We start from the raw sequence: 17,608 nt of genomic DNA on the forward strand, positions 1-17,608 counted from the left end.
CGCGGGGACGCAAAGGATGCTCACAGCGGCCCATGACCGCTCCGCGCGGCGAATGTGACCGGACCATGACCGTTCCTCACCAGTCGCCGTCACATTGCCCTACAGCGGCTGACCTCGGGTTTTCCGGCTCTACAGTCACGACATCGCCGACTCGTCCACCCCCTTCCCGCCCTTCCTTCCCTTCCGGAGGTTCTGTTGTCGCGCACTCGTGCACTCGCCCATTCCCGCGTCCGGGCCGCCGTCGTGGCCGCCCTGCTGGCGCCGCTCGCCGCCTGCTCGTCGACCGCCTCCTCCGGCGCCCCGGACACCCGGGTGGCGCCCCAGGCCGACGACCGCCCGGTCAAGGTCACCGTCACACCCAAGGGGGACCAGGTCCGGGCGGGCGACTCCGTGCGGATCACGGCCTCGGGCGGCAGGCTCACCTCGGTGACCGTCACCGACGCCGAGGGCCGCAAGCTCGCCGGCGAGGTCGCCGCCGACGGCCGCTCGTGGGTCTCCGGCCGCAAGGCCGTACCCGGTACGTCGTACACGGTGACGGCGGCGACCCGGACCGGGGCCGGAACCGTCAGGACGACCAAGTCCTCCTTCACCACGGCTCCGGCGGACAAGGTCAACAAGGTCGACTGGCGACCGGGCACCGACACCACCGTCGGTGTCGCCCAGCCGATCTCCCTGGTCTTCGACAACCCGGTCAAGAACCGGGCCGAGGTCGAGAAGCAGCTCAGGATCACCACCTCCAACGACACCGAGGGCTCCTGGGGCTGGCTGACCGACTGGTCGGGCAGGGACCGGGTGGACTGGCGGCCCAAGTCGTACTGGAAGCCCGGCACCAAGGTCACCCTGAACGCCGAGCTGAACGGCACCGACTCGGGCACGAACGGCGGCTGGTTCGTACGCGACTACACGACCACCTTCACCATCGGCGCCCGGCAGATCGCCCGGGTCGATCTCGACAGCCACCGGCTCACCCTCGTCCGCGACGGCAGGACGATCCGCCGTATACCGGTCTCCGGCGGCACCCCCGGCGGTGACAAGCGGTCCTGGCGCGGAACCGCCGTGCTCATGGCCAAGGAGGGCACCGTCAACATGAACTCCGAGACGGTGGGCCTCGGAGACGCCTACGACAAGATGGTCAAGCACTCGATGCGGCTGACCTGGTCGGGCATGTACGCGCACGCCGCCCCGTGGAACGCCGCCTTCTTCGGCAGGGCCAACCACAGTTCCGGCTGCATAGGGATGAGCGACGCGGACGCGGCCTGGTTCTACGACCAGGTGCGGCCGGGCGACCCGTTCGAGATCACCGGCAAGGACACCAAGGGCGTGGTCGCGCCCGGCAACGGCTTCGGCGCGTGGAACCTCTCCTGGGCCGAGTGGCAGGAGAAGAGCGCGCTGCGCTGAGATGCGTGCGGCACTTTTGGCCGGTCGTGGTGCTCGGCGGGCGGCCGGCCACTCGCGGGGGGCGTGGGACCCGCCGGAGTAGAGTGAGGGGTCCGGTCCGCCCCGTCTCATACCGGGACATCGAACTCCAAGGTCGCCATGCAGCCCACGACAACGCCCTCGGACGGGCACGCCGAAGTCCGCATCGTAGCCGCCTCGCCCGAGGTCGCCCGCCGGGTCGCGGAGGTTCTCCGCCACTGCTTCGCCGCCACCGAGCAGCGCAGCTACCCCGCGTCCGCCGACGGTGGCACCCGCCTCCAGCTCACCGTGGACACCACCCGTGCCGCAGAACCCGCACGGTCGTGGCTGGAGACCAGCGGACCCGCGGAGGAAGCCGACCGGCGGACCTGAAGCGGCGCCCGGAACGCCCCGCCCGGCCCCTTCGGGGAGTAGCGTGAACGCATCGGGAGCATTTCGCGCACCGGCCCCGGCGCCGGTGTCGTTCCCGGTGAGCGACAACACCGGGCGGCTGCCCTCCCGCAGGGGTCCGGAGACAGGTTTGCGCGATGTCCGCGACCAGCTCGCCCACCCCGCTCCGAGCCGTTCCCTTCAGGCCCCCGACCGCGCGCCTCGCGCTGAAGTCCGAGAGCCACTCCGGCGGGCCCACCGAGTTGGACGGCGCCTGGTGGCCTCGTTCACGTGACCTGACGAGCGAACTCCCCGACCTGGCGGACATGTTGGATCCGCTGTGGGGACGGATCACCCGTATCGCGGTCAACCCCCGCCACTGGCCGATCCTCCCGCCCAGGATCTACGTCAACGGCCATGTGGTGAAGGTCGGTTGGTTCACCTCGGAGCTGGATCCGCACGCGATCGTGCTGCTGTCCTTCACCGCGGGCCGCTGGAACCTCCTGGTGGTGCCTCCGGAGACCGGCGTCCCCACGGCCGCCCGGCTGATGGTCGCCGCGAGCGCGGACACCGGTCCGCGGGTCACCGCGACGGCGCTCATGACAGCGGAACGAGCCCGCCAGGGGCACCCGCAGACCGACATGGACACGGACCGCAGCGACGGCACCCTCCTGCCCCACGTCCCGAGCCACCACACCGCCGTGGGGATGTGACCGCCGTGGTCATCGCCCTGACCGTCAGCACACTGCTGATCCTGGTCGTCGCCGCGACCCGCCTGGTCCACCGGTTCGAGGCGAGAAGCGGCGGCGGCACGTCCACGGGAGACCGCCCGTCCCGGGGTGTCCGGACGGGCCGCGCCGAGGAACGTGGACCTGTGCTACCTTGATGTAAAGTGGCAGTTTTGGTTATCAGAGGCTTTGAGTGCTCTTCGACCTTCGTCGACGGGCACTCTTTTCGTTTCAGACCTTCCGGGGCTTTTCAGGTCTTCCCGTGGGGTCACGCCGGGCCAGAAGGGCCGCAGGCCGAGAACATCGCCCCCGCCTGACGCTGGTCGCGTACGCGTGAACCGCCGTATAGAGGAAGGTCCCCCATTGAACCGCCCCGCCCGTAGAAACCCCAGCTCCTCCTCCCGCACCCGCGCGCAGGGGACGGGCCGCCAGAGCGCCCCCTCCCGCACCGCCAAGAACACGGCGGCCAAGAACGGCACGTCCAAGGCCGGCCGCGGCGGGCGCGGAGGCCGCGCCCCCGCACCCGGCGGGGAGTTCGCACTGCCGGTCACCGTCACCCCTGCGCTGCCGCCCGTCGAGGCGTTCACCGAACTCGACCTGCCGAAGCAGATGCTGGCCACCCTCGCCGCGGAAGGGGTGACCACCCCGTTCCCCATCCAGGGCGCGACGCTCCCCAACTCGCTGGCCGGCCGTGACGTCCTGGGCCGTGGCCGCACCGGATCGGGCAAGACGCTCGCCTTCGGCCTCGCTCTGCTGGCCCGTACGGCGGGACAGCGCGCCGAGCCCCGGCAGCCGCTGGCCCTCGTCCTCGTCCCCACCCGGGAACTCGCCCAGCAGGTCACCGACGCCCTCACCCCCTACGCCCGCGCGCTGCGTCTGCGGCTCGCCACCGTGGTCGGCGGACTGTCGATCGGCAAGCAGGCGAGCGCGCTGCGCGGCGGGGCCGAGGTCGTCGTGGCGACGCCCGGCCGGCTCAAGGACCTCATCGAGCGGGACGACTGCCGCCTGGACCGGGTCGAGATCACCGTCCTGGACGAGGCCGACCAGATGGCCGACATGGGCTTCATGCCGCAGGTGACCGCGCTGCTCGACCAGGTGCGTCCCGGCGGCCAGCGGCTGCTGTTCTCGGCCACCCTGGACCGCAACATCGACAAGCTGGTGCGCAACTACCTCCACGACCCGGTCGTCCACTCGGTCGACCCGTCCGCGGGCGCCGTGGTGACGATGGACCACCACGTGCTGCACGTGGAGGACGACGACAAGCACGCCGCCACGACCGAGATCGCCGCCCGTGACGGACGGGTGATCATGTTCATCGACAGCAAGCACGGCGCCGACCGGCTGGCCAAGAAGCTCCTGGCCGTCGGGGTGCGCGCCGCCGCCCTGCACGGCGGCAAGTCGCAGTCCCAGCGCAACCGGGCCCTGGCCCAGTTCAAGGACGGTCACATCACCGCCCTGGTCGCCACCAACGTCGCCGCCCGCGGCATCCACGTCGACGACCTCGACCTCGTCGTCAACGTCGACCCGCCCGTCGACCACAAGGACTACCTGCACCGCGGCGGCCGTACCGCCCGCGCCGGCGAGTCCGGCACCGTCGTCACCCTGGTCCTGCCCCACCAGCGCCGCGACATGACCCGTCTGATGACCGACGCCGGCATCACCCCGACGACCACCAGGGTCCGCTCGGGCGGCGACGAACTCAGCCGCATCACCGGCGCCCAGGCCCCTTCGGGCGTACCCGTCGTCATCGCTCCGCCGGTCACCGAGACGCGCCCCGAGCCCTCGGCGGCCGCCCGGCGCAGCCGCCGCGGAGGCCGTCCGGGCCAGAGCCAGAGCCGGCGCCGCTCCGCCCCCACCAGGGGCACCGGCCGCTGACGGAGCAAAGGCCCAGGTCATCGACCCGGGCCTGCGTCCTGTCGGAATGGGGAGCCGAATCGGCAACTGCGCCCCGTCGATATGCCGCACGGCAGTAGGCTGGCCGTACGGCAGCCCGTGACCCCGGCCCTCTCCGTGAAGGTCCGTCCCGCGCAACAGAGGCCCTGCGCAGGCGCAAGCCATTCCATGACGGAAGAGATGGGGCCCTATGAGCCCGCATCCGGAGCTGTTCGACGACTGCCGCCTGGTCCGGCCCAGCGGTGAGCTGGACCTGACGACCACGCCGGACTGCCGCGGAAGGGACGGCTGGATACGGGTCGTCCATACCGGCCGGGGCCCGGGACTCGTCCTCCGCGCCGTCGGTCTGCCGGCCCGTTTCCCCCACTACGCCAACGTCGGCGATGCCTGGCTGGACGTACCCGCCGACTGCACGGCGATGGCCCGGGATACGTGATGTACTGCGGTGGCCTGGCGGCGCCCCGCCCCTGGGAGCCCCGCCCGCTGCGGAACGGAGCACGGTGATCAGCGAGGGCATGGCCGAGGTCCTGCGCTCACTGCGGCTGAGCGGGGTGAACGGTGTCGCGCAGGCGTCCGCGCGGGCCCTGGGTGCCGAGGGCGTCGCGCTGTCGGTGCTGGTGGGCCCGGACCGGCTGGCCGAACCGCTGTGGTGCCATCCGGAGCTGAGCGCGCGGTTCGAGGAGCTGCAGTTCACGCTGGGCGAGGGCCCGGCACCCGACGCGATCCGCACCGGCTCACCCGTGCTGGAACCGGACCTGGACCGGGTCCGCCCCGAGCGGTGGCCCGCGCTGCTGCCGGCCGCGCGGAAGATGGGCGTGCACGGGGTGTGCTGCTTCCCGCTGGGCATCGGGGCCATCCGCGTCGGCGTCCTGACCATGCTGTGCGACCCGGCCCGGCCGCCGGACGATCAGCAGTACGCCGACGCGACCGCCCTGGCAGCCGCACTCACGATGGCCTGTCTGGACGGGGAACACCCGGACCGGCGGAACCACAGGACCCCCGGCCTCAACGAGCTGCAGACGTCCTTCCTGCACCGCGCGGCCGTGCACCAGGCCACCGGCATGATCAGCGTCCAGCTGGGCGTGCCCATGGAGATGGCCCTCCTGCGGCTGCGGGCCCACGCCTACGCCGGCGACCGCCCCCTCGGCGAAGTGGCGCAGGACGTGGTGGCCCGACGGCTCCGATTCAACGACGATAAGAGCGGGCCGCATTCGCCCGACGGTGGAAAGGGATGATCGGCATGGCCCGCGAACGACGTCTGGCCGAGATCTTCGTGGAAGTCGCTGACTCCCTCGTCGAGGATTTCGATGTCATCGACCTGCTCCAACGACTGTCCACCCGCTGCGTCGAGCTCCTCGACGTGTCGGCCGCCGGGATCCTGCTCGTGGACGCGCACGGTGAACTGCAGATCATCGCCGCCTCCGACGAACACACCCGCCTGCTGGAACTCTTCGCGGTCCAGCACGACCAGGGACCCTGCGTCGAGTGCTGCCGCACCGGCACCTCCCGCACCAACATCGACCTGACCCGCCCGGAGACCATCACGGGCTGGCCGCGCTTCACCGCACGGGCCCGCGAGACGGGGTACGTGGCCACCCACGCCATCCCGCTGCGCCTGCGCCACCGGGTCGTCGGCGCCCTGAACCTCTTCCAGACCACCCCGCACCGCCTGGGCGACGACGACATCGCCCTGGCCCAGGCACTCGCCGACGTGGCCACCATCGCGATCCTGCAGCAGCGCACCCTGGAGCGGTCGCACGTCGAGAACAGCCAGCTCCAGAACGCGCTCACCAGCCGCATCCTGATAGAGCAGGTCAAGGGCGTGCTGGCGGAGCGCTGGGAGACCTCCGTCGACGACGCCTTCGCCGCGTTCCGGTCGTACGCCCGCGCCCGCCACCTGCGCCTTTCGGACCTCGCCACGCAGATCATCTCGGGCGGTTTCGACACCTCGACCATCCCGGCCCCGGTGCCGGAGGGCTCCGGGGAACAGCTCGGCTGACGGCCGCCGTCCGTGCGTCCGGGCCCGGGCGGCGGCCGTCGTCGGGGCTCCCGCACGCGGCCGTTCCCCCAAGTCGGGCGCGCGTCCGGGAGCCGGGTACCCCGCGTCGGGCCGTACGACGGAGCGCGGGAGGCACCGCGCAGGTCTCGCGACGAGGGGCAGGCTGGAGTGGCGGGACGAGGATCGGTACTTGCCCGGGGTCATGGGGCACGGGCAGCTGACAGCTGCCGAACAGTGTGCGTTCCGGCGGATTTCCGCGGGCGACCGAACACCGCCAGCCTAGGTCCGGTTCCCCCTGGTGAGAACCCCCCGTCGGCCTCGTATGCGATGCCTGTACGACGGCGGCCCCGGGGTGTACGACGAGGGCGCCGTCCCGGTGTGGACGGCGCCCCCGTCGGACGTCTGCTGAACGGCTCTTCGTACGTGGCTACTTGACGTCCACGTAGTCGCCGGCCGCGCTGACCGCCGGGGTCGTGGCGGTGCCCGCGAAGCTGTAGCGGTAGTAGCCGTCGACCGAGGCCTTGACGGTGGTGCTCAGGTTGCCCGTCGAGTTGGTCTTGATGGTCTTGACCGTGGTGTAGGTGGTGCTGCCCTTCTTGCGGAACTGCAGCTTCACCGACTGGGTCGCGTACCCCGCGTACTTGTCGGTCTCCCAGTTCGCGCGGCTCAGCTTGCCGGTGACCGTGACGGTCTTGCCCTTCGCCACCGGCTCCGGCGAGGCGTTGACCGTCAGCTTCGAGGCGCGCTGCACCTTGAACGTGGTGGCCGCGTCCCGGTGGATGTAGTCGAGGTCGTTGGCCTTGACCGAGACGGCGAGGTCCCAGGTGGCCGCCGCGGCGTTGTTGACGACACCGTTGCCCCACTGCGGGTCGAACGTCAGCGTGCCCGTGCAGGTCGACGTGGTGTCGCTGACCTCGGTGCAGGTGATGTCGCCGTCGTCGAACCAGATGTCCACGAAGTTCGGATTCGGACCCCACCCGCTGATGTACGTGGCCTTGGCGATGCCCGAGTTGTCCGTCGCGGTCACGGAGACCTTGGCGGACACCGCGTTGGTGGTGCCGACGACGACCGGCTTGCCGCCGTTGATGACGACCTTGTCGATCGTGATGTCGCCCGCGCTGCCGTCCTCCGCCTGGGCGGCGGTGGCACCGGTGACACCGGCGACCAGCGCGAGGCTGGTGCCGATCAGGGCGAGGCGCGTGGTTGCGCGCATGGATGTCCCCCCATGAAGTTTTGGTGATCAGAGGGAGCCTAAGGCGATGGCCAACGCTTCAGCACGTTGTTAATTCAACAGGTTCGTCACAACGGGCCGCCGGGTCACCAGGTGAGTGCGTCGGCCATCGTCGACTGCCAGTACGAGACACGGATCGAGTCGTCGACGTACACGCCCTTCGTGGGGAGCGAGGGGGTGGCGGCGGTGTTCGCGGCCGCGTTGAAGTAGACCTCCAGGGACTTGGCCGTGTAGCCGTTGGAGCCGCTGCCGTCCGCCGCCGAGAGCAGGACGCTCGCGTAACCCGACTCGCCGGGGGCCAGCGTGACCACCGCCTGCGGCTTGGAGTCCTCGAAGGCCGGCGGGACGGACTGGGCCTCGCCGAAGCGGACGGCCGGGTAGTCGATGAGGGTGCAGTTCTTCGAGCCGGTGTTGGTGACGGTGAGGAGAAGGTGGTTCAGCGGCCGGGAGACCGCCGTGGCGGTCGTCCGGGTGGAGGTCTTCGCGCAGGCGACGGTGGTGGCCGACGAGTCCGACGCCGAGTCCGCCGAGCCACCCGTGGCGCCCGAGGAACCCGACGTACCCGAGGAGCCGGTGGAGCCGCTGGAACCCGAGGAACCCGACCCGCCGCTCGAACCGGCCGCGCCGCCCGTCGAGCCCTTGGAAGACCCGCTCGCCTCGGGCGAGGCCGTGGTGGAGGCCGTCGCCGTGGCGGCGGACTCCGTCGACGCACCCTCGTCGTCGACGCCCTCTCCGTTGTTGCACGCCGTCAGCGTGAGCGTGGCGGCCGCGAGTGCGGCGGCGGCGAGCATACGGGTGCGGTGGGTGCGAGTGAACATGTGAATCCCCCTGTGCGGTACGGGTGTTGGCATGGGCCGCTCGACCGGGTGCCGGGAGCGGCGTGCTTGGATGGCAACAGCTTGTGCGGTGATCCGTCCCGACCGCCACGATTGCCGGGGTATCCGGGACGCTGGAACGCCTGAAACAGGTCTGACCTGGGGGAATGACCTCCCCCTGGAATGGTGGTCCGGGATGCGGGGAGAGAGTGGAAGAGTGGCGGGCGACGAATTCTCGGAGCTGTTGGGCCAGTTGAAGGACCGGTCCGGGCTCAGTTACGGGGTGCTCGGGAAGCGGCTGCACACGAGTACGTCCACCCTTCACCGGTACGTCAACGGGGACGCCGTACCGACGGACTACGCGCCCGTGGAACGGTTCGCGCGGGTGTGCGGGGCGACGCCTGTGGAACTGGTGGAACTGCATCGGCGGTGGGTTCTCGCGGATGCCCGCCGGGGGCAGAAGGCCGGCGTGGCGCCCGAAGCCACGCAGACTCCTGAAGCGACTGAGGCAGCCGGCCCGTCCGCCGAGGAGGAACCGCAGACGCGGACTGCCGCGGCGGCCGGGACCCCTCGTCGGCGTACCGTCGTCCTCGCCGGGGCCGCCGTGGCCGCCGTCCTCGTGTCGGCCGCGCTCGTGGCTAATCTCGTGCCCGGCGACGGCGATGACGAGCAGGGCGGGAAGCAGTCGGCGGGGGCTGCCGCCCCGTCCGTCGACGAGAGTCCCCGCGCCTCCGGGTCGGCCGACGCGAAGGGCGGGTCGGCCTCGCCGTCCGTCTCCCCCAGTGGCAGCCCCAGGGCTTCCGCCTCCGCCTCCCGCAGCGGCGGGGCCGGGGCCGCCCCAGGCGACAGCGGTGTCGAGGAGAAGGCCACCGCGCCGGCCGTCGCCGTCAGTCCGTACAAGTGGGAAACCGATTGCGGCCCCCACTTCCTGGTCGACCGCAAGCCCGAACAGGTGCCTCCCCCGCCGGGTGAGCAGGACGCTCGCGGGTGGGTCAACGCGCTCGGCGCGGTCTCCGCCGGGCGGCAGATGCTCGCGCTGACCGTGCAGGGCACCGGGAAGGCCACCGTCGTCCTGGACGACCTGCATGTGCGGGTGGTGGAGAAGAGCGCGCCGCTCGACTGGAACGACTTCTCGATGGGCGTCGGCTGCGGTGGCGACGTGGACACCACGGCCTTCGCGGTGGACCTCGACGCCGGGCGGCCCGCGGTCTCCCCCGAGGCCGGTCAGCGCGACTTCCCGTACAAGGTGAGCGAGTCCGACCCCGAGGTCTTCTACATCCTCGCGGACGCGCGGGCCCACCACGTCAGTTGGTACCTGGAGCTGGACTGGTCCAGCGGCGACCAGAAGGGCACCGTACGCGTCGACGACCAGGGGCGGCCCTTCCGGACCAGCGGAAACGCGGGACGGCCCGCCTACGACTATCCGCTCGGTGCCTCCGAGTGGGGGCGCAACGAGTTCGAGCCCGACATCCCCGGCTGAGCGTCCGGGGGCGGCGGGGTCAGACGGGTTCGGACTGCCGTTCCGGCTGTTCCACCGGAGCGGGTGCCTTCTCCCACTGTCCGGTGGTCCGTACGTAGCCGTAGATCACCGAGGCCATCGCCAGCAGGAGGAGCGGGCCGTAGAGCCACGGCTGGTCGGCCATCTGCACCGGCAGGAAGCGGTACGACAGCAGGAGTCCGGCGAAGACCGTGGCGCCGTAGGCGACCAGCTGGAGGCCCGACCGGTCCCAGCCGCGGTCGTAGGTGCGCAGGGCCGCCTCGATGGTGAGCACGAACACCACGCCGGCGACGAGGTCGACGCCGTAGTGGTAGCCGAAGCCCAGCGTCGCGGCGAGCGTGGCCACCAGCCAGAACGTGCCTGCCCAGCGCAGCGCTCTCGGGCCCTTGCGGGAGTGGATGAAGATCGCGACGGCCCATGCCGTGTGCAGGCTCGGCATGCAGTTGCGGGGGGTGATGCCGTCGAACGGTATGGAGTGCGGGGTGGTGATCGGCGCCACCGTGTCCGGCCAGATCTGGGCCACCGCCCACTGTCCGGTGGAGTGCGTCTCCGCCCAGATGGCGACGTCGGCCCAGTGCTCGGTGCCGTTGCCGTAGGCGAAGATCGGTCCGACCACCGGGTAGATCATGTAGATGCCCGGCCCGAGGAGGCCGATCACCAGGAAGGTGCGCACCAGATGGTGGCGCGGGAAGCGGCGGTCGGCGGCCACGTTGCGCAGTTGGTACAGGGCGACGAGGACCGCGGCGACCGCGAGGTTGCCGTACACGAAGTCGAGGAGGTTGAAGCCGAACGTGCCGGTGGCCTCGACGATCCGGCCCACGACCCATGACGGGTCGCCCAGCGCGTGGTCGGCGGTCGCGACGTACGGGTCGAGCACCGTCGGGCGGGTCTTGGAGGTGAGGAGCAGCCAGGTGTCCCCGGCCTTGCGGCCGGCCCCCAGCAGCAGTCCGAGGCCCGCGCCCTTCAGCAGCAGAACACGTTCCGCGCCGGTGCGTCGGGTGAGCGCGAAGACGGCGCAGCCCACGATCACCCACAGCGCGCCGATACCGAAGGGATGGCCCTCCGTCACCTTGATGCCGGCCGCCCAGCGGACCAGCGCGATGACCGCGTCGATGCCGAGCGCGGTGCCGAGCGCGAGGAACCGCTGCCGCCAGGGGAGCACGACCAGCGTCAACGCCAGACCGGCGTACAGCAGTCCGCCCGACTTGGGGGCGGATATCAGCTCGCGCAGCTGGCAGGTGAGCGGTCCCGGCAGACCGTAGTGACGTGCGGCGATCTCCAGCATGACGAGAAACGCGAGGGTCACCGCGCCCGCGGCGACCCACAGCACCGCTCGCGACTGACCCTTCACTCGCGAAAGCGCCCGTGGTGATATGTTTATCAACTTTGACCGATTTTTCACGTGTGAGGTGAAGTGGCTACGTATCGCGCTCGATGGGGGTGTTCGTCGCGAGCTCGAACATGTTAGCGGAGCCGCTCACGGGTTTCACCAAAATTAACCGAGCGCACACCTTGGCGACCGTCGGTCACGGACGTCGGCAGGAGGGCGGGGCGGGTCAGCCGAGAAGGCGGTCGACCGAGCCGTAGGACAGGTCGGGGGCCGGGGCCGCCTTGGGGGGCGCGTTCTCGCAGGTGAAGCCGAGACGGACTAGGGCGCGGACCACTTCCGCGGCGGTGAAGTCACGGGGATCCTGACCCGTGATCACCGCTCCCACCTGCTTGACGGGGTACGGCCGGCCACCGATGGCGACCGAGGCGACAGAGGCGTCGGTCACCGGCTCGGGCCGGATCTTCTCCATCGACTTCTCCACTTCGGCCTTGGACAGGTCGAAGGGGTAACGGGCGATCACACAGCGCATGGTGCCTCACCAGGTCAGGGCGGATCCGGCGTGCGAACGGGGCCGGAGAAACGGACAGGGGCCCGCACCCAAGGCGCGGGCCCCTGCTCAGCCGTGTGTCAGGCGGGGACGATGTTCTCCGCCTGCGGGCCCTTCTGGCCCTGCGTGACGTCGAAAGTCACCTTCTGGCCTTCCTGAAGCTCGCGGAAGCCCTGGGTGGCGATGTTCGAGTAGTGAGCGAAGACGTCGGGGCCTCCACCCTCCTGCTCGATGAAGCCGAAGCCCTTTTCCGCGTTGAACCACTTCACAGTGCCGGTGGCCATGTGTTTTCTCCTACTTAGGCAGTGCTGGAACCCGCACCTCGCGAGCTCCCTCATCGCTGTCGATGATCACCTGCCCCGGGAAAACCGGCATGAATGGCAAGAATGGCAACCACAACTGCAACTGATATTCAGCCTAGCACGGACGAAATCGACGGCAAGAATAGGCGGGCAATCGGCGGAAAAACTGTCGGCGCCCCCGAAAGTACTTTTTCCTGACCGGTCGGATTTCTACTCTGGCGCAGTGAGATATTCACTCGCCGCGGCGCAGTTTCTCGTGGGTGCGCAGCACGTCGGCCAGCTGGCCCTCGAGGCCGATGATCCTGCAGACCGCCTCGACCGGAGTGCCCTGGTCGACCAGGTCGCGGGCGCGTGGGGCGAGGCGCAGCTGGTGGCGCGAGTAGCGGCGATGGCCGCCCTCCGACCGTATCGGCGCGATGAGTCCGGCCTCGCCGAGCGCCCTGAGGAACCCGGGGCCGGCGCCGATGACCTCCGCGGCACGGCCCATGGTGTACGCGGGGTGGTGGTCGTCGTCGAGCCGGTCGACGGCGTACGACCGGTCTGCCGAGGGCATGTGTGCCTTCCCGCGGACCGCCTGTCACGCCGGCTCGGGGGAACTGGTTCCCGTACCGGAATTCTAGTCGGCTCCGTCGAAATCCTGCTGTGACGAGCACAGAATCCGTGTCAGCGGAGCACCAGGAGCCGGCGGTCGGCCGGTCGGGACGCCTCTCGGACCCCGGCCGTCGGCAGACAGCGCCAGCCCCAGGACAGCAGTGCCTCGACGGTGTCCGTGTCGCCGCGATCGACGAGCGTGACGCCGATCGCCGCGGTGTGATCGCTCAGCAGCCGCTTCTGCAGGCGCCGGGCGAGGTTCCAATCGCGACTCTGGTCCTGGGTACGCACCCGGCGCCCGACCAGGATGTCGCCGATCACGAACAGACCTCCGGGGGCGGCGAGGCCCAGCAGGTCCGCGGGGAGGTATCCGTCGAGCTCCTGGCACCAGGTGTCGTCGCCGAGTACGGGGAAGCCGTAGGCGCAGGCCGTGAGGACGGTGTCGCCCGAAGGGCGGGTGGTCTCCGCCACCAGCAGCTCGAACCCGGGCCGCCGCATGTGCTCCGCGAGCCGCCGGAGAAAGGCGTCGGACCTGGCCTGGGCCGAGGGGATCGAGCCGTCCGACGCTGCCGAGTGGTCCGGAGAGACCGGGCGGGTAGAGGTGGCATAGGGGTTCGGGCGGTTCGAGGTGCGCGGTTTGCGTCGTCCGCTCGGTGTGGTCTGTGTGTACAGCTCGCCGAGTTCGCCCATGCGGTCGGCGATCTGGCGGCGGGTCAGCGGGCGGAGGAGTTCGCCCTCCTCGGGGGAGGGTCCCTGTCGGTGCCGCGGTGGATGCGGTCGGCCCCGGACCGGGCTCCCGGAGTGGGCGGTCGCCGGGCGGTCGGGGCTGTTCGAGGTCATGAGGCGAACCCTGCCCCGGGCCCGACGGTGGCCGGCCCGGCATCGTCGTTCGCCGAGAACGGCACCGGAGCGGAGCCGGCGCGCGAAGAGCCCTCGGTGCCTTCGAGCCTACGCCCGCCGCCGTGCCGGAGCCCGGCCGCGGGAAGGGCCGCTGCGCCGTTGGACGCGCGGCCTCGTCAGAGGCGATCGTGGGGGCATGAGCGATCAGGCGGCCATGAGCGACGTGTCTTCGGGCGAGGAAGCCGGCGAGGTGTGCCGCTTCTGGGGGCGGTTGGGGATTCCCGGGCTGATCGACGTGCATACGCACTTCATGCCCGAGCGGGTCCTGCGCAAGGTCTGGGAGTACTTCGACGCGCTCGGACCGCTGACCGGTGGCCTGGAGTGGCCGATCACCTACCGGCAGGAGGAGGCCGAACGGGCGGCGCTGCTGCGGGAGTTCGGCGTACGGGCCTTCACCTCGATGCTCTACCCGCACAAGCCGGGCATGGCCCGGTGGCTGAACGACTGGGCCGCCGACTTCGCCCGCCGCACCCCCGACTGTCTGCACACCGCCACGCTCTTTCCCGAGCCGGACACCGAGACCTACGTCCGCGAGGCCGTCGAGGCGGGGGCGCGGGTCTTCAAGGCGCATGTGCAGGTGGGGGCGTACGACCCGGCGGACGAACTCCTCGACGGGGCCTGGGGGTTGCTGGCGGAGGCCGGGGTCCCCGTCGTCATCCACTGCGGCTCCGGTCCGGCGCCCGGCAAGCACACCGGCCCCGAGCCGGTCGCCCGGGTGCTGGGGCGCCACCCCCGGCTGCGGCTGATCGTCGCGCACATGGGGATGCCCGAGTACGAGGACTTCCTCGGCCTCGCGGAGCGGTACGGGGAGGTGCGGCTGGACACGACGATGGCGTTCACCGACTTCACGGAGGACTTCATCCCGTTCCCCCGCCGGGCTCTGCCCCGCCTGACCGACCTCGGCGACCGCATCCTGCTCGGCACCGACTTCCCCAACATCCCCTATCCGTATGTGCACCAGCTGCACGCCCTGGAGCGGCTGGGTCTCGGGGAGCCGTGGCTGCGGCGGGTGTGCCATGACAACGCGGCGAGGTTGTTCGGGCTGACCGGCACGGCATGATCAGGGGTGCACCGGCAGGGACGAGGAGAGGGGCGGCTGGGCCGTGGACGAGCGGGTGGAGATCTCGACGGCGAAGGAGGCCGCGGGCAATGAGCTGGTGCTCGCCTTCGGGCGGCTTCAGGGCGCGGCGAACCGGCTGGAGTACATCCTGGGGCGGGCTCTGGAGGTGGAGTGCGGGATCAGCCATCTGATGTTCGAGGTGCTGCTCATCCTGGGCCGGGCGGGCGAGCCGGGGCTGTCGATGCGGGCTGTCGCCCAGGAGCAGGTGCTGACGACCGGCGGCGCCACGCGGCTGGTGGACCGGATGGAGGCGGCGGGCCTGGTCGAGCGGGCCGAGGATCCCGGTGACCGGCGTGGGCGTCTGGTGCGGCTGACGCCCCGGGGCGAGGAGACCACGGTCGCCGCCGCGCGGGTGCACGTGGAGAACATCCGCCGCTATTTCGTGGCCCCTCTCCCGGCCGAGGACCGCGAGCGGTTCGCGGAGGACCTGCGCATCCTGAGCCACGCGGCGCGGGACGTCCTCCCGCGCCTGCCCTGACGCCACCCGCCCCCTGCCGCGTCAGCCCGGCGGGCGGGCCGCCTTGACGAAGGCTGTGATCAGGGCGGGGTCCTTCACGCCGCGGGCGTGTTCCACTCCGCTGGAGACGTCGACGCCCCACGGGCTGGTCGCCTCGACGGCCACCCGGACGTTGTCGGGGGTGAGCCCGCCGGCGAGGAGCCACTTCTCGCCGGGGGCGGCGAGGGGCTTGCTGGACCAGTCCCAGGCGATGCCGGAGCCGGGGACGGGGGCGTCGAGCAGGAGCATGTCCTCGCCGTACTCACCGACGCGGGGCACGGAGTCGCCGAAGGCGGCGGCGCGGATCAGGGTCCAGTCACCGGTGGCGAGGGCGGCGTAGTACGCGTGGTCCTCGGGGCCGTGCAGCTGGACGGCGCCGAGGCCGGACTCGCCGGCCATGGCGCGTACGAAGTCCAGGGGCTCCTCGCGGAAGACGCCGACCGTCAGGACGTGCTCGGGCACCCGGCGGCTGAGCCGGGCGGCCGTGGCGGCGTCGACGCGGCGCGGGCTCTGGGAGAAGACGAAGCCGATGGCGTCGGCGCCGGCCTCGACGGCCGTGTCGACGTCCCGCTCGGTCTGCAGTCCGCAGATCTTGATGAACAGGGTTTCCCTGGAGTTCTCGCTCACGGGTCCCAGACTGCCGTATCGCGCGCGGAAGGCCCGGACCGGGGACCCGGGCCTCCCACGCGGAAGGTGGCGTTACAGCGTGACCTTCGTGCCGCCGATCGTCACGACCAGCGTGCCGTTCGAGGCGAAGGACCAGCCCAGGGCGCCGTTGTAGGCGGAGCAGCGGGAGCCGTTGGTGCCGGACCAGAACTGGTTGGAGCTGTCGGCGTCACCGACGTACCGGTCGGACGATCCGCTGTTGCAGGAGGTGTTGTTGCGGAACACCGAGGTGCCGCCGTCGAAGTTGAAGTTGCGCTCGGTGTTGGCGATGCTCAGGTTGTTCGAGATCGTCATCGTGCCCGGGTTGCTGTTGAAGGTGAACCCGTGCTTGCCGTTCTCGAAGGCGATGCTGCGCTTCACGATGTGGTTGACCGCGATGCCGTCGCCGCCGAGCTTGTAGCCGTTGCGGTCGCCGTTGCCGGCCGTGGTGCCGTCGCTGAGGGTGCCGTTGTCGTAGGCGAGGGAGTCCTCGATGGTCACCGGGCCGATGGCACCGGTGTCGGTCTTGGTGTAGAGGTCCCAGCCGTCGTCGATGTTGTTGTGGGAGACGGCGTACCGGAAGACGTTGCCGCTGCCGGTCGTCAGCTTCGCGGCGAAGCCGTCGGCGTCCTCGCCGTCGGAGTCGGCGTTGTCGTGCGACTCGGCGCTGAGAATCAGGTTGTTGGCCGGCCACTCGCTGTTCGGGGTGGTGGAGGCCATCCGGCCGAGCTGGAGCCCGGTGTCACGGTTGTAGCGGGTCACCGTCCGCTCGATGACGTTGTTGCTGCCACCGACGTAGATCCCGTTGTCACCGGCGCGCTCGACGACGAGGCCCTTGATGTGCCAGTAGTTGGCGTTCAGCTGGAGCCCGCGGTTGGACGAGGCCTCGGTCTGCGCCGAGAAGTTGAGGACGGGGGTCTCACCCGCGTAGGCGGCGAGGGTGGTCCGGGCGGACGAGGTGCCGTTGCTGCCGGCCGGGATGGTGACCGTCGTGGAGTGGTTGTACGTCCCTCCGCGCAGGTAGATCGTGCCGCCCGAGGACACCTTGCTGATCGCCGAGGCGAGGGTGGTCGGGGCGTCGATCGTGCCGGCCGCGCCCGCGGTGCCGCTGGGCGAGACGTAGAGCGCGCCGCTCGCGGGAGGAGTGGTGCCGCCGTCGGGGGTCGTGGCCTCGAGGTAGTCGACGTTGGGCAGGCCGGTGGCGGTGGTCGGGGAGAGCCGGATGGTGTTGCTGCCCGAATTGACCGGCACGGTCAGGGTCTTGGTGGTCCAGCCCGTCCAGGTGCTCGTGCCCTCGAAGGAGACCGTGCTGACCGTGGTGCCGTTCACGATGATGTTCGCCGGTCGGGCGGTGGTGGTGCCGTTGGCGAAGCGGACGGCCACGGTCGCCGTGCCGGCCGCGGATGAGGTGACGGTGAACTGGGCGTAGCCGCTGGTGGCGTTCGTGGCGTTGCAGAAGCCGCTGCCGGAGTAGCCGGTCCAGTCGCTCTCGATGGCGCCGGTGCAGACGGCCGGGGACGTCTCGGCCTCGTAGCGGGCGGTGGCGGCCTGCGCGGTGGGGCCGGACAGGGCGACGAAGGTGCCGCCGAGGAGGGCGGCGCAGGCTATGGCTGATCTCAGGTGCATCGTGGATCTCCATCTCCAGGACGGTGCGGGTCGTGCCAGAGGGGTGGAGCGGGTGGGTCTGAAGCAAGGCTTGGAAAGCGCTTTCCCCCGGAAGGTAGGAGT

Annotated in this window: 20 protein-coding genes; 11 read left to right on the forward strand and 9 right to left on the reverse strand. The window is 70.8% G+C overall.

Annotation, left to right across the window (positions count from 1 at the left end; all coding sequences use genetic code 11):
• The first annotated feature begins 195 nt into the window (after nt 1–195).
• From QF037_RS22980 to QF037_RS23015, 8 genes are all read left to right on the forward strand, one after another.
• A complete protein-coding gene (locus QF037_RS22980) occupies nt 196–1,398 on the forward strand; it encodes a L,D-transpeptidase (protein ID WP_307028163.1) in 1,203 nt (400 codons plus the stop codon).
• Nucleotides 1,399–1,536: 138 nt separating this feature from the next.
• Entirely contained in the window at nt 1,537–1,788 is a 252-nt protein-coding gene (locus tag QF037_RS22985) for a hypothetical protein (RefSeq protein WP_307028165.1), read from the forward strand.
• 155 nt (nt 1,789–1,943) lie between these two features.
• The gene (locus QF037_RS22990) at nt 1,944–2,498 is read left to right on the forward strand and encodes a DUF5994 family protein (RefSeq protein WP_307028168.1); all 555 of its coding nucleotides are present in this window, start codon (nt 1,944–1,946) and stop codon (nt 2,496–2,498) included.
• Complete coding sequence (locus tag QF037_RS22995) at nt 2,495–2,671, forward strand: hypothetical protein (RefSeq protein ID WP_307028169.1); 177 nt, start codon at nt 2,495–2,497, stop codon at nt 2,669–2,671. Before QF037_RS22990 ends, QF037_RS22995 begins: the two co-directional genes overlap by 4 nt.
• A gap of 205 nt (nt 2,672–2,876) precedes the next feature.
• Nucleotides 2,877–4,388 (forward strand): DEAD/DEAH box helicase, encoded by a 1,512-nt coding sequence (locus tag QF037_RS23000; RefSeq protein ID WP_307028172.1) that lies wholly within the window; start codon nt 2,877–2,879, stop codon nt 4,386–4,388.
• 208 nt (nt 4,389–4,596) lie between these two features.
• Nucleotides 4,597–4,842 (forward strand): hypothetical protein, encoded by a 246-nt coding sequence (locus QF037_RS23005; RefSeq protein ID WP_307028173.1) that lies wholly within the window; start codon nt 4,597–4,599, stop codon nt 4,840–4,842.
• A gap of 64 nt (nt 4,843–4,906) precedes the next feature.
• The gene (locus QF037_RS23010) at nt 4,907–5,641 is read left to right on the forward strand and encodes an ANTAR domain-containing protein (RefSeq protein ID WP_307028174.1); all 735 of its coding nucleotides are present in this window, start codon (nt 4,907–4,909) and stop codon (nt 5,639–5,641) included.
• Nucleotides 5,638–6,405: a GAF and ANTAR domain-containing protein gene (locus tag QF037_RS23015; RefSeq protein WP_307028176.1), complete on the forward strand. Its 768-nt coding sequence runs from the start codon at nt 5,638–5,640 to the stop codon at nt 6,403–6,405. The genes QF037_RS23010 and QF037_RS23015 overlap by 4 nt, the downstream gene beginning before the upstream one ends.
• Before the next feature lie 427 nt (nt 6,406–6,832).
• On the opposite strand, the gene QF037_RS23020 is transcribed toward QF037_RS23015, so the two are convergent.
• Together QF037_RS23020 and QF037_RS23025 are read right to left on the reverse strand one after the other, a co-directional pair.
• Nucleotides 6,833–7,618 carry a calcium-binding protein gene (locus QF037_RS23020; protein WP_307028178.1) on the reverse strand — a complete coding sequence of 262 codons (786 nt, stop codon included), beginning with the start codon at nt 7,616–7,618 and terminating at the stop codon, nt 6,833–6,835.
• Nucleotides 7,619–7,722: 104 nt separating this feature from the next.
• Nucleotides 7,723–8,454 carry a DUF4232 domain-containing protein gene (locus tag QF037_RS23025; protein WP_307028180.1) on the reverse strand — a complete coding sequence of 244 codons (732 nt, stop codon included), beginning with the start codon at nt 8,452–8,454 and terminating at the stop codon, nt 7,723–7,725.
• Between the two features lie 214 nt (nt 8,455–8,668).
• Here QF037_RS23025 and QF037_RS23030 point away from each other — a divergent pair, with 214 nt between their 5' ends.
• Nucleotides 8,669–9,931, forward strand: coding sequence for a helix-turn-helix domain-containing protein (locus QF037_RS23030; protein WP_307028183.1), 1,263 nt, complete (start codon nt 8,669–8,671; stop codon nt 9,929–9,931).
• Between the two features lie 19 nt (nt 9,932–9,950).
• On the opposite strand, the gene QF037_RS23035 is transcribed toward QF037_RS23030, so the two are convergent.
• The 5 genes from QF037_RS23035 to QF037_RS23055 form a co-directional block, all read right to left on the reverse strand.
• Complete coding sequence (locus QF037_RS23035; RefSeq protein WP_373463968.1) at nt 9,951–11,234, reverse strand: phosphatase PAP2 family protein; 1,284 nt, start codon at nt 11,232–11,234, stop codon at nt 9,951–9,953.
• Nucleotides 11,235–11,505: 271 nt separating this feature from the next.
• Entirely contained in the window at nt 11,506–11,808 is a 303-nt protein-coding gene (locus QF037_RS23040; RefSeq protein ID WP_307028187.1) for an SCO5918 family protein, read from the reverse strand.
• Between the two features lie 98 nt (nt 11,809–11,906).
• Entirely contained in the window at nt 11,907–12,110 is a 204-nt protein-coding gene (locus QF037_RS23045) for a cold-shock protein (protein ID WP_046247661.1), read from the reverse strand.
• Between the two features lie 250 nt (nt 12,111–12,360).
• Entirely contained in the window at nt 12,361–12,681 is a 321-nt protein-coding gene (locus QF037_RS23050; RefSeq protein ID WP_307028190.1) for a MerR family transcriptional regulator, read from the reverse strand.
• 110 nt (nt 12,682–12,791) lie between these two features.
• A complete protein-coding gene (locus tag QF037_RS23055; protein ID WP_307028192.1) occupies nt 12,792–13,559 on the reverse strand; it encodes a hypothetical protein in 768 nt (255 codons plus the stop codon).
• Between the two features lie 196 nt (nt 13,560–13,755).
• Between QF037_RS23055 and QF037_RS23060 the strand changes: the two genes are divergently transcribed.
• Together QF037_RS23060 and QF037_RS23065 are read left to right on the forward strand one after the other, a co-directional pair.
• Nucleotides 13,756–14,679 (forward strand): amidohydrolase family protein, encoded by a 924-nt coding sequence (locus QF037_RS23060; protein ID WP_307028194.1) that lies wholly within the window; start codon nt 13,756–13,758, stop codon nt 14,677–14,679.
• Nucleotides 14,680–14,722: 43 nt separating this feature from the next.
• Nucleotides 14,723–15,217 carry a MarR family winged helix-turn-helix transcriptional regulator gene (locus QF037_RS23065; RefSeq protein WP_307028196.1) on the forward strand — a complete coding sequence of 165 codons (495 nt, stop codon included), beginning with the start codon at nt 14,723–14,725 and terminating at the stop codon, nt 15,215–15,217.
• 21 nt (nt 15,218–15,238) lie between these two features.
• Here the strand turns inward: QF037_RS23065 and QF037_RS23070 are convergent, their stop codons facing one another.
• Nucleotides 15,239–15,862 carry a phosphoribosylanthranilate isomerase gene (locus QF037_RS23070; RefSeq protein WP_307028198.1) on the reverse strand — a complete coding sequence of 208 codons (624 nt, stop codon included), beginning with the start codon at nt 15,860–15,862 and terminating at the stop codon, nt 15,239–15,241.
• A gap of 72 nt (nt 15,863–15,934) precedes the next feature.
• Nucleotides 15,935–17,506, reverse strand: a complete 1,572-nt coding sequence (locus QF037_RS23075) for a carbohydrate-binding protein (RefSeq protein WP_307028200.1) — start codon at nt 17,504–17,506, stop codon at nt 15,935–15,937.
• Nucleotides 17,507–17,608 lie beyond the last annotated feature (102 nt).

Source organism: Streptomyces canus (assembly GCF_030815415.1).
In the GTDB taxonomy this organism is placed as follows: domain Bacteria; phylum Actinomycetota; class Actinomycetes; order Streptomycetales; family Streptomycetaceae; genus Streptomyces; species Streptomyces canus_F.

What these genes read in the sequence shown, in the direction of transcription:
- QF037_RS23055 (WP_307028192.1), bottom strand. Translation starts at nt 13,559, where the DNA reads ATGACCTCGAACAGCCCCGACCGCCCGGCGACCGCCCACTCCGGGAGC.
- QF037_RS23005 (WP_307028173.1), top strand. Translation starts at nt 4,597, where the DNA reads ATGAGCCCGCATCCGGAGCTGTTCGACGACTGCCGCCTGGTCCGGCCC.
- QF037_RS23035 (WP_373463968.1), bottom strand. Translation starts at nt 11,234, where the DNA reads ATGCTGGAGATCGCCGCACGTCACTACGGTCTGCCGGGACCGCTCACC.
- QF037_RS23015 (WP_307028176.1), top strand. Translation starts at nt 5,638, where the DNA reads ATGATCGGCATGGCCCGCGAACGACGTCTGGCCGAGATCTTCGTGGAA.
- QF037_RS22990 (WP_307028168.1), top strand. Translation starts at nt 1,944, where the DNA reads ATGTCCGCGACCAGCTCGCCCACCCCGCTCCGAGCCGTTCCCTTCAGG.
- QF037_RS23025 (WP_307028180.1), bottom strand. Translation starts at nt 8,454, where the DNA reads ATGTTCACTCGCACCCACCGCACCCGTATGCTCGCCGCCGCCGCACTC.
- QF037_RS23075 (WP_307028200.1), bottom strand. Translation starts at nt 17,506, where the DNA reads ATGCACCTGAGATCAGCCATAGCCTGCGCCGCCCTCCTCGGCGGCACC.
- QF037_RS23060 (WP_307028194.1), top strand. Translation starts at nt 13,756, where the DNA reads ATGAGCGATCAGGCGGCCATGAGCGACGTGTCTTCGGGCGAGGAAGCC.
- QF037_RS23020 (WP_307028178.1), bottom strand. Translation starts at nt 7,618, where the DNA reads ATGCGCGCAACCACGCGCCTCGCCCTGATCGGCACCAGCCTCGCGCTG.
- QF037_RS23040 (WP_307028187.1), bottom strand. Translation starts at nt 11,808, where the DNA reads ATGCGCTGTGTGATCGCCCGTTACCCCTTCGACCTGTCCAAGGCCGAA.
- QF037_RS23050 (WP_307028190.1), bottom strand. Translation starts at nt 12,681, where the DNA reads ATGCCCTCGGCAGACCGGTCGTACGCCGTCGACCGGCTCGACGACGAC.
- QF037_RS23045 (WP_046247661.1), bottom strand. Translation starts at nt 12,110, where the DNA reads ATGGCCACCGGCACTGTGAAGTGGTTCAACGCGGAAAAGGGCTTCGGC.
- QF037_RS22985 (WP_307028165.1), top strand. Translation starts at nt 1,537, where the DNA reads ATGCAGCCCACGACAACGCCCTCGGACGGGCACGCCGAAGTCCGCATC.